At 54.3% G+C, this 16,621-nt stretch carries 13 protein-coding genes and 1 tRNA gene; 12 read left to right on the top strand and 2 right to left on the bottom strand.

Features of this window, described 5'->3' with window-relative positions; all coding sequences use genetic code 11:
• Positions 1-51 precede the first annotated feature (51 nt).
• The 4 genes from BQ8011_RS06420 to BQ8011_RS06405 all read left to right on the top strand — a co-directional run bounded on the left by BQ8011_RS06420 (position 52) and on the right by BQ8011_RS06405 (position 6,357).
• Positions 52-125: transfer RNA gene (locus BQ8011_RS06420), tRNA-Pro, on the top strand.
• A 407-nt stretch (positions 126-532) separates the two neighbouring features.
• Positions 533-2,974 carry a prealbumin-like fold domain-containing protein gene (locus BQ8011_RS06415; protein ID WP_231945287.1) on the top strand — a complete coding sequence of 814 codons (2,442 nt, stop codon included), beginning with the start codon at positions 533-535 and terminating at the stop codon, positions 2,972-2,974.
• Between the two features lie 119 nt (positions 2,975-3,093).
• Entirely contained in the window at positions 3,094-5,886 is a 2,793-nt protein-coding gene (locus tag BQ8011_RS06410) for an N-acetylmuramoyl-L-alanine amidase (protein ID WP_072455766.1), read from the top strand.
• A gap of 30 nt (positions 5,887-5,916) precedes the next feature.
• Entirely contained in the window at positions 5,917-6,357 is a 441-nt protein-coding gene (locus BQ8011_RS06405; protein WP_072455764.1) for a hypothetical protein, read from the top strand.
• 81 nt (positions 6,358-6,438) lie between these two features.
• Here the strand turns inward: BQ8011_RS06405 and der are convergent, their stop codons facing one another.
• Both der and BQ8011_RS06395 read right to left on the bottom strand, forming a co-directional pair.
• Positions 6,439-7,920 carry a ribosome biogenesis GTPase Der gene (gene der, locus BQ8011_RS06400; RefSeq protein ID WP_034503336.1) on the bottom strand — a complete coding sequence of 494 codons (1,482 nt, stop codon included), beginning with the start codon at positions 7,918-7,920 and terminating at the stop codon, positions 6,439-6,441.
• A 26-nt stretch (positions 7,921-7,946) separates the two neighbouring features.
• Positions 7,947-9,506 (bottom strand): UDP-N-acetylmuramoyl-L-alanyl-D-glutamate--2,6-diaminopimelate ligase, encoded by a 1,560-nt coding sequence (locus tag BQ8011_RS06395; protein WP_072455763.1) that lies wholly within the window; start codon positions 9,504-9,506, stop codon positions 7,947-7,949.
• Positions 9,507-9,583: 77 nt separating this feature from the next.
• Between BQ8011_RS06395 and pepN the strand changes: the two genes are divergently transcribed.
• From pepN to BQ8011_RS06355, 8 genes are all read left to right on the top strand, one after another.
• Positions 9,584-12,148 carry an aminopeptidase N gene (gene pepN, locus BQ8011_RS06390; protein WP_072455762.1) on the top strand — a complete coding sequence of 855 codons (2,565 nt, stop codon included), beginning with the start codon at positions 9,584-9,586 and terminating at the stop codon, positions 12,146-12,148.
• Positions 12,145-12,984 (top strand): DUF881 domain-containing protein, encoded by an 840-nt coding sequence (locus BQ8011_RS06385; RefSeq protein WP_072455761.1) that lies wholly within the window; start codon positions 12,145-12,147, stop codon positions 12,982-12,984. Before pepN ends, BQ8011_RS06385 begins: the two co-directional genes overlap by 4 nt.
• Position 12,985: 1 nt before the next feature.
• Positions 12,986-13,318, top strand: coding sequence for a small basic family protein (locus tag BQ8011_RS06380; RefSeq protein ID WP_034503327.1), 333 nt, complete (start codon positions 12,986-12,988; stop codon positions 13,316-13,318).
• 3 nt (positions 13,319-13,321) lie between these two features.
• Positions 13,322-14,083, top strand: a complete 762-nt coding sequence (locus tag BQ8011_RS06375) for a DUF881 domain-containing protein (RefSeq protein ID WP_072455760.1) — start codon at positions 13,322-13,324, stop codon at positions 14,081-14,083.
• A 66-nt stretch (positions 14,084-14,149) separates the two neighbouring features.
• A complete protein-coding gene (locus BQ8011_RS06370) occupies positions 14,150-14,584 on the top strand; it encodes an FHA domain-containing protein (protein ID WP_034503319.1) in 435 nt (144 codons plus the stop codon).
• Complete coding sequence (ftsR, locus tag BQ8011_RS06365) at positions 14,581-15,339, top strand: transcriptional regulator FtsR (protein ID WP_034503317.1); 759 nt, start codon at positions 14,581-14,583, stop codon at positions 15,337-15,339. Before BQ8011_RS06370 ends, ftsR begins: the two co-directional genes overlap by 4 nt.
• Positions 15,340-15,468: 129 nt before the next feature.
• Entirely contained in the window at positions 15,469-16,005 is a 537-nt protein-coding gene (locus BQ8011_RS06360) for a MerR family transcriptional regulator (protein ID WP_072457709.1), read from the top strand.
• A 225-nt stretch (positions 16,006-16,230) separates the two neighbouring features.
• Positions 16,231-16,596, top strand: coding sequence for an RNA polymerase-binding protein RbpA (locus tag BQ8011_RS06355; protein ID WP_072455758.1), 366 nt, complete (start codon positions 16,231-16,233; stop codon positions 16,594-16,596).
• Positions 16,597-16,621 lie beyond the last annotated feature (25 nt).

The raw sequence follows: 16,621 nt of genomic DNA, 5'->3' as shown, positions 1-16,621 counted from the left end.
GAGGCGAGTTGGGCTAGACTATCCGAGTCGCCGAAATACAGGTGATTAAAACGGGCTGTGGCGCAGTTTGGTAGCGCACTTGACTGGGGGTCAAGGGGTCGTGGGTTCAAATCCCGCCAGCCCGACAGTGATCAGGACCGAGTCATCGGTCCTGATTTTTTATTTGTTGGTGTTTGCTTCGCATGCGCTTTACGTGCGAGCGCGAGAAATATTGCTGCAGCAACGTGTTCTTATAGTTTTTGCATGAAAATATATACAGTTTTTCAGATAAGCGTCACTATCTGAATGTTAGCTAAACAGTTGCTCAAAATCCTGTATTTTTCAATCGTTTAAGGATATAGTTTCCTGAAAGGGTTCTCACTGTTATTAAGGCGTATCAATGGGAATGCAACACGGAGCTTTCAGTAGCCGGAGACCTCGTCTCCGATTCCTCGTCATAAACTCAGTCCTCGTCCTGGCATTAAGCTGCTTCTTCCAGCTTGCTCCTGCGGCGCAGGCCGATGGGAATAAAGAAATTCCTGGTACAGGAACATTGAGCTTCTCAGACATTAAAGGTCGAATCGGCGTCAGCGTCATTAATGATTCTGGTACTGACCGAAAGACGGAAGTCTATGACACCGCCTACTCCGGAATTATTCGAGGGAAAGAACCCTTTAACTCTGCAGACCCAAATGAGTATTCGGCACGTCATCGTCGAGGAGTCGAACCGCGTTGGCTGACACCTGAGGTCGCACAAAACGATTATTGGTCGTATTTCTCGCGCGGTATTCCCTACTATGATCAACGTGACCGCGGGGTGATCTCGGTTTCAGATACCTCTGCCCTGGGTTATAAACCCAATGACCCGGGCACTGTGAAAGCAAACACTCCCTTCTTGATTGGTACCGTTCGCCACAACAACTTCCCGATCATGTCCTACGTGCATTGGGTTCACTCGAGCTTCGACATTCAAATTGGAGATTTAAAAGAGTCCTTCCCATTTGATCAGTTTGAAACGGACAATGACACTCAGACCACCGCCGTCAGCAGAAGGGGAGGCCCCTACGTTTTCGACAGCGTGCAGCGGCGGGGTTATTCCTGTCCTTGGAATGCTCGTTACCACGCCTATTCACGCGGCGGCGGTATCAACTGCTATCGCTACGTGGGTGAAGGAAATGGCGACCGAGATATCTACACCAACTACCCAGCGAATTACCCCGAATCTGCGGGTGTTCCCGATCAGACCCCAGATTCTGATGACATCTTGACCATTACGAAGACCACATCGTCTACGAGCGTCCAGATTGACGGGATGAGCTATCGCTTGGTCCTCTTCGGATTTGTCCCTTCCGCAGATGGGAATTGTCCCGCTCAGGTCCCAGAGGGAGCTCAAAGAGTCAACGTATTCAAGACAAAGGAGAACCAGAGCTCTTTTGGATGTCTCTACGGGTCTTTTAGCCAAGAGCGCTACGTGAGGATCGCAAAGACTGTGACAAGCGATCCTTCTTTACACAGCTCGAATATTCCTGCATTTTCATTTACGACTGTCGGCTATGGCGATTGGACTGGAAAGGCTAACGCAACTCCACGCACAGATATCGTGCCAAACGTCAGTTCTTTTATCGATTGGGGAACTTTTTCTGATCAACCGTTGACCCCAACCGCCTTTGGCGCGACAGGGACAGTTTATTCGAGTGAGTATTACGCCTTCACTGTGGGTAATAGTCAGTTTGTCATTGCAGAAGGCGGTCCAACCCTACCTGGACGGCCAGCACCAAATTTCGGACAACCTGGTTTTAAAGGGCCGTGGAAAGTAGGAGAAGGCGCAACTCAAGGACGCTGGGAAAACACGAGCGTCAAATGTCTAAATGGGCTTAGGGAAGAAGTTCAAGCGACAATAGATCCTGACAGCGGTGGTATTGATTTCGGCCAAGTCCAAGCAGCACGTTCGCCCGAAGCTGTACCTATAACGTGTACTTTCGTGAACGAATACACTCAGCCTAAGATCTCCGTTCAAAAAACACTGGTGGATAACGGTGGAATGTCAGCGGGGGATGACTTCACGGTTACCTTCGCGATTCAAGCGAAAAATGAAGGCACTCTATCTGGCTCAACCGGACCGCTTCGTGATGCTCCCGGATTTGCCTCAGGACTTGAGATCACCTCGGCGCACATCGCTGCAAAGCTCGACGAGCTTAGTACCGCGCCAGCGGCAACCCTCGATCAGGGAAGTTATCTCCTGACTGAGGGCCTGGAGCTCGCCCCTGGCCAAACAACCACCTTCTATATCCGCTTCAATGTCCATCGGAATCCTGCTGTATCTGGATACTCCGAGCAAAACCTCGAGTGTGAACGCCATGTCGATGGCACGTGGGTTCGCGGACGAGGTCTGTGGAATCAGGTGAGCACGGATCCTGGCTATGATGCGGACGGAGAGAAGAACAATATTGACTGTGGTCCCGCACGCTTAAGACCAATTCGCGTGACGAAGGTCGGGACTCAAGCGCAGGGACAGGCAAATCCCGACGGTTCTTATCCTCTTCCCGGGGCAGAATTCGCAATCTACGATACCGATCCTGTCACCGCGAACGGCACGCTCACACCGGTAAGTGTTCTCAGTGATCCGAGCGGACGGAAGAGTGAATTTGAATCGAGCGCTCTCGAGATCGGAAAGGACTATTGGCTTGTTGAAACACGTGCGCCGGCTGGACATAACCTCCTCGCCCGTGCGGTAAAGTTCCGGCTTAAGGTGGATGAAAGTTCAGCGATGAGGCCAACGATCATCGAGCTTCTCGACCCAGTTGAGCAGCGGGGTATGTCAATCACGGTCATCTCGTCTTCTGATGGTTTCGCCACACAACACCCCGCTATTCAGGTGTTTGATCTTGAAGTGGGCCACTTGCCCTATACCGGTGGATGGGGAATTCTGCCCTATCTCCTCGTTGGCCTACTACTGCTCGGGTCTGCAGGAGCGATGCGAATGACAAGAATTTGATTTCCACATAAATAGCTGCTCGCATCGTGTGAGGCCTTCCACTAATTACTGTTGTTCATGTGACAGATGTGTATAGTGTTACGAAAGTGACAAACCATCATCACTGACGGAGTTTTTCGATGCGATTAGTTTCTCTTGCGGCGGGCATCGCCTTCGCAAGCTTGGTAGTTCCACAAGCGGCAGCTACTGCAGCCCCCCAAAGTAGCGCGCAAGCGGCAAGTCAGGCCGCGGCCTCGTCTGGGCAGGAACGTCCGGTCCAAAAGATCATTTTGACCCGCGCCAAAGGCGAACCCACGCAGCTTGCGCAAGCCGGCCTCGAGACGGTCAACATCGGAAGTGGACACGCGCTAACGCGGATTTCTCGCGCAACTTTGCAAGGCCAGGGGACAAGCAGCTTCGATCCAAGCCAAGATGCCGCAATTTTGACGCAGCCCTTGAGCGTTGATCCATTTTTGGTCACGGGTTTGTCATGGAGTGGGAAAGACAGCCTTGCCTCAGGCACCCAGATTTACATCCGCGTGCGCGAGAGGGGCGAATGGAGCCAGTGGTACCTCACTGATGGCGATGGTGGCGCAGGTAAAGACCGCGCTGACGGACATAATGTGCGCGGAGGAACTGATCCCTTTGTGACCGCCGGTGCCGACGCGATTCAGGTTCGCGTCACTGGAAAGGAATCTGACCTTCCTTCGGACCTCGAAGTCGCAATGGTTCCCGAAAATCCTCAAGGCGAAACCGTTTTGAGCGAGAATGATCTTGACTCGGTCCCGGCCGCGAATACCGATCTCAACCAAGACTCTGTTCAAGAGAACTCGCCGAGCTTTGCCTCTCAGATAGAGTCTTCTTCCGCTGCTCAAAGTGGCGAAGGGGAAGAGGCAGAATTTTCTGCCCAGGACACCGATGTCGATCAAGAGGCAGTCGAGACTGATAATGCACGCTCTGGCGTGATCACCTCCGGCGTAGGTTCCGGTCAGGCTCGTGGGCTTAACGGAACGAAACTTGCTCGCGCTTTCCCCGCAACTGTTCAGCCCAATGGGCTGCCGGTCGCTGTAACCAACAGGAGCGGTTGGGGAGCAGATGAGTCCTACCTTGACTGGGATCCGGAGTACTTCACGGCAAGTCATGTTGTTGTTCACCACACCGCGGGGACGAACAACTACACAATGGACCAATCAGCATCGATTGTTCGCGGGATCTATCACTATCATGCGGTCACCTTGGATTGGGGAGATATCGGGTATAACTTCCTCGTCGATAAGTGGGGACGCGCCTTCGAGGGACGAAAAGGGACGCTCTCCTCACCGGCCGGCAAGATGGTCGCTGGTGCCCACGATCAGGGCTTTAACTCCGGGACGATGGGGATCTCGATGATGGGAACCTATCAATCCGAGGCGCCGTCTCAGGCAACCCTCAATACTGTCGGTGCTCTTGCAGGATGGCAGCTCAGGCGTGCAGGAGTGACAAATATGTCCGAATCTGCAGGCTTTAGACCTAAGGGATCCAACCCTAAATATCGGGCCGGCACCTACATCAATCTTGCCCGTATCTCCGGCCACCGAGACACTTACCCGACGAGTTGCCCGGGAGATGCCGGATACTCGAAGCTTCCAACAATTCGTCAGATCGCGCAGAATGGTGCGCAGGATTCCCAATCGGCCTCGGCGGCGAATAATCGTCCGGCTTCCTACACCGTGAAGGGCGCGATCTGGGGGCTATGGAATGACAGCAAGTCGCTCATGGGCAATCCCAAATCGAATGAGGAAGCAAGTGCTCCTGGTGTCTACCAACTCTTCGATCGCGGGACCGCGTACTGGACTGCGCAGACCGATGCGCACTTTGTTGGCGGGAAGATTTTCGTCGAATACGGTAACCAGCGCTATGAGCGAGGCGTCTTAAAGTTCCCAACAAGCAACGAATACTCTGCGGGCTCTGGACGCGCGCAAGAATTCCAAGGCGGAACAATCACGTGGACCCAAAATTCCGGTAGCCATACGCTTCGCTATGGCACTGGCATTGCTAATGCTTTTAGAGAATTAGGTGGCGCGAAGGTACTGGGTGCTGCGACGTCCAATGAGACTCGTTCTGGTAGCGGTGTTTTCCAAGTCTTCGAAAAGGGGACCGCCTACTGGACGGCGGCGCATGGAACGCACTTCGTGCGAGGCCGTATCTTCGAAAAATACGGTCCGGCTGGGTATGAACGCGGAAGTTTGGGATACCCCACCAGCGATGAATACGCAGTTGCCTCGGGGCGCGCGCAAGAATTCGAAGGTGGAGTGATCACCACCTCGAACTCCGGTACGTACGTTCTGCGCTACGGCACCGGGATTGCAAACGCCTACCGAGACCTCGGAGGGGCACAAGTCGTTGGCCTGCCAACTACGGCTGAAACGCCTTCCGGGAAAGGCGTCTTCCAGGTGTTCGAGTATGGAACTGCGTATTGGACCGCCGAGGGAGGAACGCACTTCGTGCGTAATGGAATCTTTGGTGCCTATGGTGCATCCGGATACGAGCGAGGGTTCCTTGGCTACCCGCTGAGCGATGAATACTCCGCGGGATCCGGACGCGCGCAAGAATTCGAAGGTGGAGTAATTACCTGGTCTTCGGATTCAGGAACTTACGTCTTGCGTTACGGCACCGGCATTGCAAACGCCTACCGAGACCTCGGAGGCGCGAAAGTATTGGGCGTTACAAGGAGTGCTGAGACAAACTCCGGTAAAGGAGTATTTCAACTCTTTGACAAGGGAACCGCCTACTGGTCACCTACTACCGGTTCGCACTTTGTACGTGGACACATCTTCGAGGCCTACGGTCGCAGTGGATACGAACGCGGAGGCTACGGCTATCCCACCAGTGATGAATTCTGGTCCGGAGGTAGTAGAGTTCAATACTTTGAGGGCGGTAGAATCGCCTCATAATTCTGCCCCGGCGGCGTAGATGAGGCAATGATGGCGTACACGCAAGAAGACTTTCAGGAATGGATTTTCTTCATTTCTGACAAGCTGGACTACATGACCGATACATTCGCAAAGGAAAACGGTCTGAATCTTGACTTCTCAGTCGAGTCTATTGATGCCCTTGAAGAGTGGATGCTTGCGCATTACTCATCGCCTCAAGACCTCATTAACGATCCGCGGATGCACGATCTACTCACTGTGTACATCGGCGAGACCTATCGTCATCATCTCGGTGGCAAGTGGTTCATGGATCTGGAGAACAAGAAGAACGCATACTATGCGATGCCTATTCTGAAAGATCTGAATTCGCGAAGGGCTGGATCGATGACGCCCCTCATCGATGCGACAGCATCTCTCAATCGGCGCACGGGAACGTACTTGAGCACAATCTTCCGGTATAAAATCGAGCTTTCGAAAGAAACTGATGACTGAGCACTGATGGTTTGAGCGCCGTTAATACTAGTGGTGTGGCCTCCCCGATGGGAGGCCACACCACTACTCATTTCCGTCAGACTAACGACGACGACGCTCGCGCACACGTACCGAGATCTGAATCGGCGATCCTTCGAAGCCAAAGTCTTCTCTCAGACGACGTTCGATGAATCGGCGATATCCGGGATCTAAGAATCCAGTCGTAAAGATGACGAAACGTGGAGGCATGTTTGATACCTGAGTCGCGAAGAGGATGCGAGGCTGCTTCCCGCCGCGAAGAGGGTGCGGATGCGCTGCAACCAGTTCGCCGAGGAAGGCATTCAAGCGACCAGTTGGAATGCGTGTTTCCCAGCTCTCGAGAGCCGTATCCATGGCGCGCGTGAGGCGGTTGATGTGCCACGTTGTCTTTGCTGAAAGGTTAATGCGCGGGGCCCAAGCGACTTGCACAAGCTCGCGTTCTAACTCGGCCTTCAGTTGGGCTTGACGCTCTTCATCGACCAAGTCCCACTTGTTATTGACGATAACGACCGCACGGCCAGCATCAACTGCCTGCTGCACGACTCGAATGTCTTGCTCCGTCAGCGGCTCTGAAGCATCGAAAAGAATCAACGCAAGCTCTGCCTTCTCCAAAGCTGCCTGGGTACGGATCGATGCATAGTAGTCAGCGCCGGTCGTTCGATGCATCTTGCGACGGATGCCAGCGGTGTCAACAAACCACCATTTCTCACCGTCGAGCTCAATGAGTTCGTCAACGGGGTCGCGAGTCGTTCCTGCCAGTTCATTCACAACAACGCGTTCAGCGCCAGCCAAGGCATTGAGTAATGATGATTTACCGACATTCGGGCGTCCGATGAGCGCAACGCGACGGGGACCGCCTTCAGGAAGAGCTGAAGCGACAGCGGACTCCGTAGGAAGAACAGCCATGACTGCATCGAGCAGGTCACCGGTTCCTCGCCCGTGTAGGGCAGAGATTGCGTAAGGCTCTCCCATGCCAAGGGACCACAGATAAGCTGCCTCGGCTTCCTGCATAGCTGAGTCGACCTTGTTCGCGGCCAATACGACCGGCTTGCCGCTGCGTCGAAGCATTGAAACGATACGCTCATCTGTGTCAGTCATTCCGACCGTCGCGTCGACAACGAAGAGGACTGCGTCAGCGCAATCAACCGCGACTTCTGCCTGCTGGGCAACGGAACGATCGATACCTTTTACATCGATTTCCCAGCCGCCGGTGTCAACAAGTGTGAAACGGCGACCCGCCCACTCGGCGGGATAAGAGACGCGGTCGCGAGTTACTCCGGGAGTATCTTGGACGACGGCCTCGCGCCTTCCAATAATACGATTGACCAGTGTCGACTTACCGACGTTTGGCCGACCAATGACAGCAAGAACCGGGAGGCCAAACTCGTCTTCGACCTCGTCACCGTAGTCGAATTCCTCGTTTAATAGGGCGAGGTCTTCTTCATCGAGGTCAAATTGATCAAGGGATTCACGCATCGCGCGTGCACGAAGCTCCCCCTGAGTTTCGTCGTAGGGGTCTTGGATGTCGATGTGCTCTTCACTCACAGACTTATCCTATCGGTTGCAATGCCTTAGAGGCGCGCGCGAATGTCTTGCGCGAGCACTTCCTGTGCGACAGGAACGTCATTGTAGGCATGTTTAATTCCACGGATCTCTTGGTACCATTCAGCGCCCTTACCCGATATGACAACGATATCTCCGGCTTGGGCAGCAAGAATAGCTTCGCGAACGGCGTCGCGGCGGCAGGTCGGAACTTCAGTGACGTTCTCAAGATCGGGGCGGACCGAGCGAATTCCGGAAAGAAGCTGGCGACGAATATAGGAAGCATCTTCCGATCGTGGGTTCTCGTCGGTCACCCACAAGACATCAGCAAGCTGCGCGGCGATTGCTGCCAGGGGTTCTCTCTTCGTCGCGTCACGGTCACCATCGGTTCCAAAGACCAAGACGAGCTTGCCGCGAGTGAGTTCGCGAACTGACTTGAGAGTCCACTCAAGACCTTCAGGAGTGTGGGCGAAGTCGACAATGACGAGCGGTTGATTACCCGGATCCGGGTTCACGGAAGTCATGCGTCCGGGGACCTGCTCCGCATTCTCGAGCGCCTGAACAGCAGCATCAAAATCGGTGCCCATCTGGACTGCGCTGACCAAAGCCACGACGGCGTTTTGAACGTTGACTTCGCCGAGCATCGGCATGCGAATGGTACGCACATGCGATTGAGGCGTTTCAAGGTCAAAGGTGACGGCGGGGATGCCGCGATCGAAAGTAACCTTGCGAACCTTCCAATCGGCCTCGTGGTCAGAAAAAACTGCAACTGTCGTCACAGGGACTTCGCTCTCTCGTGCGAGGCGCTGGCCCCACTCATCGTCCAGGCATACAACGCCCTGCTTGGAGTGCACAGGAGTGAATAGGCTCTTCTTGGCAGCGAAGTAGGATTCCATGTCGCCGTAGTAATCCAGATGATCGTGCTGAAGATTCGTGAAAGCTGCAACGTCGAAGACGATGTTGTCGATACGATTCAGGCTGAGCGCATGAGCGGAAACCTCGACAATTGCGGCACCGCAGTCTTTTTGCCGGGCTAGGGCGAGGATTCTTTCGATTTCGGGAGCCTCAGACGTGGTCTTCTCGGAATTGATCAGCAGATCTCCCACCCGGATCTCAACTGTTCCGCACAGCGCTGGATCCCTAAAGCCGCCTCGAAGAATGGAGCGCAGAAGATAGGTAGTCGTCGTTTTGCCATTCGTTCCAGTGACCGCAGCAGTTTTCAGTGACGAGGCCGGGTGGCGATAGACATTCGCAGCGATGAGGGCACTTGCCTGGCGTGGGTCGGGAACAATGACGATCGGAAGACTTGGATACTCCGCGCGGGCCCGCGAAGCCCCCTCAGGATCGGTAACGACAGCGCAGGCACCGGAGCTGAGCGCCGAATGAAGGAAACGAATTCCGTGCTGCACGAGGCCCGGAATTGCAATAAAAATCCAGCCCTCTTCCATATCGGTGGAAGAAACGCTCACGCCATTAACAGGGAGCTCAGGATCGGGGCACAAGGTCCAATCCACGTCTTCAACGCCTTCGAGTGCCTGGGTAAGAGGCATGGCGGGGTTATTAGGACGAATTTCATTGGCTTGTGTCATACCGTTTAGCCTAACTTCTTGGCTCATGAAAAGCTCTTTCATCGACACGTCGGCAGGCAAATACCTAGAATGGCACCATGTATGTCCTGACCCGTGAAGATGCCCGTCAACGCTCTGCTTCCATAAAGGTACGACACATTGATGTGTCCCTCGATCTGTCCGGAGCGACACGCGAGTCACATTTCCCTGTGTGTTCGCATATGACGCTTGTGACTGCCACCCCCGATCTTTTCATCGATTGCGCGGGGATTGTTCAGCAGGTCAGTGTTAATGGAATCGCAGTCCCATACACGCATGATGGCGAGCGGATTGACCTCCACGAACTGCCAACAGACCAAGAGATCACTATCTGTGTTGATGCTCAGTGTCGATATTCGACAACGGGGGAGGGACTGCATCGCTATCGCGATCCCGAAGACGGTCGTTACTACCTCTACACACAATTTGAACCAGAAGACGCTCATCGGGCATGGCCGTGTTTTGACCAGCCTGACATCAAGCCCCAGTGGACATTTCATGTGATCGCCCCCTCTTCTTGGGTTGTCACTTCGAATGGTGTTGCGACAACTACTGATCTGGAAGAGAGCAACACGCGTTGGGACTTTTCAACGACGCCACCACTGTCGAGCTACATCACGGCCGTTGTCGCCGGTCAGTGGGCCATTGTTGATGGGGGAACCTGGGAAGGCAGCGCGGGAGACGGCGCCTCGGCCTGTCTCGACTTGCGTCTGATGTGTCGGCAGGCGCTTGCTGAGGCGATGGATAGCGACGATATCCTGGCGGTTACGCGCGCCGGCCTCGATCACTATCACGCACGCTATGGATATACCTATCCTTGGGGAAGCTACGACCAGATTTTTGTCCCCGAATATAACCTCGGGGCTATGGAAAACCCGGGGTGCGTGACTTTTACGGAGAGCTATCTCAGCCGCGATACTCCCTCTTTCGCTCTTCGACAAAAACGAGCGAATACGATTCTTCACGAAATGTGCCACATGTGGTTTGGCGATCTTGTAACTCCTGCTTGGTGGGACAACCTGTGGTTGAAGGAGTCCTTTGCCGAAAATCAAGGAACGACGACGGCAGCGGAAGCAACTGTTTACACGGGGGAGTGGGCGTCCTTCGCCATTGGCCGTAAAGCGTGGGCCTACGCCCAAGACCAATACCCGACAACGCACCCGATCGTTGCTGATATCCCCGATATTCCGGCTGCGACGAATAATTTTGATGGCATTACCTATGCAAAGGGGGCCTCTGTACTCAAGCAACTCGTTGCTTGGGTCGGCGAAGATGCTTTTTATCGAGGTGTCCGCCTGTACTTCCAGCGCCACGCGAACGGTGCGACGAGTCTTGACGACCTGTTAACCGCGTTGGAAGAGGCAAGCGGTTACGATCTTGCATCCTGGAAAGATGCGTGGCTTTTGACCACGGGGCCTTCGAAGCTTTCTGTGACAACAACTAGTGATGAAGACGGAAGGGTTACCTCTCTTACTCTTGTACAAGAGGGCCTTGCGCGTCCTCACTGCCTGAACATCTCTTATTGGACATCTCGGGGCGACGCCCTTCAATGCGTCAGCAAGGATCGCGTTCGCATTGAGGGTAGGGATCTGTCACTCAGCATTCCCGAAGAGTTTTCAGTCCCGGGCGGCGCCGAAATGCTCGACCTGATCGTTGTTAATGACGACGATCTGACCTACGCGATTGGAACCTTGGATGAGCGCTCGACTCAAACTGCTTTGAGCCGAGTTTCACGTATCGAACAAACGATCACCCGAGCGGTCATTTGGTCACATCTCTTTGCTGCTGTACGCGAAGGAGAACTCGACCCCCGACGCTATATTGACGCTGCATTAACCCATATGACTGCGGAGAAGGAAGACGCGATTTTTGAGCGTCTTCTGGCGACAATCGCTCAATCTCGCACTTTCTTGCCAGGACATGTCAGAGGAGAATACGACAGCAAGATCCTCCAGGCAATTGCGCAAGCCATGCGCGCAACCTCCTTGGATCGTTCGCGCTCGCTTCTTCATCTCTTTGTCGATGTGTGGAGTGCTGGAACAGATACAAGCTACTCGGATTCGCTTGTTGCCCTTGCGCGAGGCGAAGAGGGTGAGTTGCTTCCTCTGATCGCGGGGGAGGAGAGCGCGTGGGCCGTCCGCTGCGCACTGGCGGCGCGTGGCCTCGTTGATGAAAAGCAACTTGATGCGTGGCTCGATGAGTCGCCGACGGGGGAGAACAAGACTCGGTGGGTTCGTGCGCGCTCTTCGATTCCCAACGCCTCCATTCGCGAGGCCGTCTGGAAGGAAGTCTTGTCGCTGGAGCTGTCGAATCATCATTTGAGTGCATCTTTGCAAGGACTCAATGCATCCTCGTGGGAAGGCAAGGAATACACCGATCACTTCTTTGCTGAGCTTTCGTCATTCTGGGAGCGCGCGTCAATGGGATTAGGACTGCGCTACATCAATGCCGGTTTCCCCATGAGCCTTGATTCTGACCGTCCTGACGAGGCCGAGCACCTCCTCGCTTTGACTCGTCAATGGCTCACCGATAATGAAAGCGCCGCCGCTGCGCTTGCCCGCCTTGTTACAGAGAAACTCGACGATTGTGAGCGTGCTTTTACACGCCAGAAACAGTGGCAATGAGTACAGACAACACGCAAGAGACTCAAGGGACTCAGCAACAGGCGGATCCCGCCGCGTCGATGTCTTTACTCAAGGCGATTCTCGAGAATCCTCTTGACGCGGGCTACGGCGCTTACCACGATGAACCAGTGCATGGTAGGGCTGGTGTCCTCAAGCAAACCATTACGATACTGATTGCCATTGCACTCGGTATTGGCAGTGGCATTGCAATCCGGGGATTGCGCGCCCAATCCCTCAGCGAAGTGCACTCATCTTTGCTCAGCCATGCTCAGCAACAGACGCAACAGATTTCCTCTCTCGACGGAGAAGTCTCAAAACTACGCGCGCAGGTAAAAGAGCTTTCTCACGATCAAAACACGAATGCGGGCCATCAAGACGAGGCAACCAATCTTGCGAATGCCGATACCGAGGTACGTGGCCCTGGGCTAAAAGTGACACTGACAGACGCCCCCGGAGCTTCTTCATCGCGGCAAAGCGATAAGGGTCAGGTCCGTGATCAAGATATCCGTATGGTTGTCAACGCATTGTGGAGCGCCGGGGCCGAAGCCGTGAGCGTCAATGGCCAGCGAATCGGGCCTGGCTCGTTCATCCGTACTGCGGGCTCGACAATTCTTGTTGACGTGACGGCCATTTCTTCGCCATACAACATTGAGGCGATCGGGAATGCCAACGAGTTGTCCCTGGCTTTAGTTCGAGGCTCAACGGGGGACTATCTTTCCAGTGCAGAATCACTGACGGGAATTACACTGAATGCGCAGTCAGTCAAAGAAATGACTCTGAGCGCGCGAGAGAATCGGTCGACTCGTTGGAGTACGACTGTTGAAGGGGAGCACTGAGGTGTTAGCGGTACTTGGATTGATTTTCGGAATTGTTGTGGGTGTCTTAATTGATCCCACTGTTCCGACGTGGCTGCAGCCATTCCTTCCCGTCGCGGTCGTGGCTGGACTCGATGCTCTTTTGGGGGCCGGGCGCGCATGGCTTGAAGGGACCTTCCGCGATCGTGTCTTCGTGATGTCCTTTTTCTGGAATGTCGTCGTTGCTTGTCTGCTGGTCTTCTTGGGGACACAGCTTGGGGTCGGTTCGGCAATGACTACCGCGGTCGTGGTGGTTTTGGGAATCCGAATCTTCTCGAACACGGCCTCCATTCGACGTTTGATCTTTAAGGCATAAGCGATGGGACAGCACGTTAAACACGAGGATGCCCCGCAGGCTCAAGAGCCTCTGCAACCAATCCACACGCGTCTACGCGCGGCAATCTTGGCTGTTCCGCGCGGAACTCACCTTCTTCTCTTTGTGATCTGCCTTATTTTGGGAATCGCTTTGGTCACTCAGGTGCGGGCGCAGCGCACGGATCCGCTGAGTTCTCTGAGCCAAGAGCAATTGGTTGAGCTCCTTGACAACCTTTCGGTTCAAGAACAGAACTTGCGCGTGGAACGCGGGCGACTGGAATCTCAAGTCAGCCAGCTTGAAGACGAGTCTCAAAAGGAAGAGGCGGCTGCGGCTGCAGCAAAGAAAGCTGAGGAACAGGCGAAGATCAACTCTGGGCAGGTTGCGGTGCACGGCCCCGGAATCGAAATGGTCATCGCTGACTCAACGCATTCGCTCAGCTCAACGCACTTTGTGATGGCGATGGGAGAATTGCGCAATGCGGGTGCTGAGGCGGTGGATATCAACGGACATCGCATCACTATCGCCTCGAGTTTTACGAGTGATGGGGGAGTGATTCGCGTTGACGGCGAGGAAATTACTTCTCCCTATGTCTGGAAAGTGATTGGGGATTCGCAGACGATTTCGACCGCGCTCGAGATTCAAGCCGGTAGTGCTGCTCAGATGCGCGCCAAGGGCGCGTCAGTGACGATCACGCAGATTAAAGACCTCACAATTTCCTCGACGTCGACACCGAAGGTCCCTGAATTTGCCAAAGAAGTTCAATAGATCCTTCGCGAAGGTGACGCCGCCACACTATACTGAGCCTATTGTCCCTATGAACTGGAGTATGTGATGGAAAACCAGCGCCAGGAGTTCGACCCGACGGCAACTTCCGTCTTCAGTCTGAACACTGTTGACGAGGCCGTGGATGCGCCTCTGCCTTTGTCTGCGCGCGATCAGGATGCTGTTAACGCCCTTCCCGCGGGTTCCGCGCTGCTCATTGTTCAGCGTGGTCCGAACTCGGGCGCGCGTTTCCTCTTGGATGCAGAGGTCACTAACGCGGGTCGTTCGCCGCGTGCCGACATTTTCTTGGATGACGTCACTGTTTCTCGTAAGCATTGCCAGTTCCTCTCTCGTGACGGTGGGCATACCGTGCGTGATTCGGGTTCTTTGAATGGCACCTACGTCAATCGTGAGCGTGTCGACCAGTGTGAGTTGCACGCAGGCGACGAGGTACAGATTGGCAAGTATCGTCTGACCTACCAGCCTTCACCGCAAGTCCAATGAACGCGCGCGCACAGCGCAAGGTCACGGAAGAAACGATCGAGCCGTGGCCTCGCGGTATCAGTCGTGAGCCGGAACTCTCAATCGGGCAGCTTGTCGAGCGCCTGAAAGGGGAGTTTCCTGCTATCACACAGTCAAAGGTTCGATTCCTTGAAGATAAGGGCCTCGTTGTCCCCGCGCGAACCTTGGCCGGGTACCGCAAGTATTCCCGTGCTGATATCGAACGCCTTCGCTATGTTCTGGCAAGCCAGAGAGATTCATATTCGCCTCTGGATGTCATTCGTGATCAGCTCCGCGCGCTTGATGCGGGCCACGAAGTCTCTCAGCGCCGAGCCGCTCAAGTCGTTGCCTCGGAGGGAAAGGTTGTCTCCGTCGGTAATCGTCGTGCGATTCCCGCCGCTGATCTTGCTGATCTGACCGGCTGTGACTTGAGTGCCATTGAGCGTTATGTGACCTTGGGATTAATTTCCTCCGATATTGCCGGCTATTTTCCGGCTCGTAGCGTTCAGGTCGTGCTACAGATTCGTGAGCTTGAATCGATGGGCGTAGACGCACGCACATTACGCTCAGTTCGTCAGGGTGCCGAGCGCAGTGCGGATCTTATTGACCAAACCGTTTTGTCGCAGACTCCGCGCGATCGGGCTGTCGATCGAGAGCGACAAAATGCGCGTTGTCTTGAGCTAGGGGAGCGCTTCGCTCATTTACATCAAGAAATGTTGCGCGTGGCGATTTCGCAATTGACTGACGGCGGGGTGTAACCTTCAACTTGAACTTGAAGGCTCGCCGTGTTGTTGATTGACCCTCGTCCTTCATGTTCGTAGTCTTAACCTCAGATCGTCATTCTTTCGTATCAAGGAGCATTCGTGAGCGCAGAACCGCTGGATGGCATGCAGGGGCGTCAGCCTATGCTCTTTGGTGACCCTTTGGAAGGTCGCGATAGGGACGATGTGGGTTACCGCGGTCCCGTTGCCTGTGCTGCGGTCGGAATTACATATCGTCAGCTCGATTACTGGGCACGCACTGGATTGCTTCAGCCATCGGTCCGAGCTGCTCGTGGATCAGGTTCGCAGCGCCTCTATTCCTTCAAGGACATCCTGGTCTTGAAGATTGTGAAGAAACTGCTTGACGCAGGAGTTTCTCTTCAACAGGTTCGTACGGCTGTTACACAGCTTCATCGCCGCGGCGTAGATGATCTTGCCTCCATCACTCTCATGAGCGATGGCGCTTCGGTTTATGAATGCACTTCAACCGATGAAGTCATCGACCTTCTTCAAGGAGGTCAGGGTGTATTCGGTATTGCAGTCGGTCGCGTCTGGCGAGAGTTGGAAGGTTCGCTGGCCGAGCTCCCGAGCGAACGCGCTGAAGAGAATGTGCTGGTCGATGAACTTGCCGCCCGTCGTGCACTGAGGCGTTCAGTTTCCTAATCCCATTGCCGAGGCCGCGCCTGCCTTTGTGTTTTCCGCTGTAGTTTCGTATAGGGAAGTGGTGGGAATCGAAAGTTCAGGGTGTTGCGTTCTCCCTCTGCATTACTTGACATAATGTACATTATCGGATCGGTATACGTGCTTTATTTATATTGCCTTTCTCGCCGCATGTGACGATTTCGGCTAAACTTCTATTCATTCAATCAATACTGCGGGAGGATCAAGGTGGCAGATCGCGCGCTACGCGGAATGCAAATCGGTGCGAAGTCGATGGAGTCTGAGGACGGAGTCGTCTTTGCGGATCGCTTTACAGCTCAGTACCTATGCTCAAACGGACACCAATTTGAGGTTCCTTTTGCCTCAGAGGCAACGCCTCCGGCTACATGGGAATGTCGCTGTGGCCAGATGGCAGAACTGATCGGTGAAGCTACCGAGGATGAAGAGCAAAAGCCCGCAAAGCCTGCCCGCACTCACTGGGACATGCTCCTTGAGCGTCGCTCGATTGAAGAACTTGAAGAAGTTCTTCAAGAACAGCTAACTCTCCTACGTGAGGGACGTCTTCGTCTTGAAGGACACTATCGTAAGGGCTGACACTTCAGCTGTATCACTTGACATA

The sequence above is a fragment of the Actinomyces marseillensis genome, assembly GCF_900155605.1.
In the GTDB taxonomy this organism is placed as follows: domain Bacteria; phylum Actinomycetota; class Actinomycetes; order Actinomycetales; family Actinomycetaceae; genus Pauljensenia; species Pauljensenia marseillensis.
Note: the sequence above shows the minus strand (reverse complement) of the source record. Positions and strands in the feature narration are given on the sequence as shown.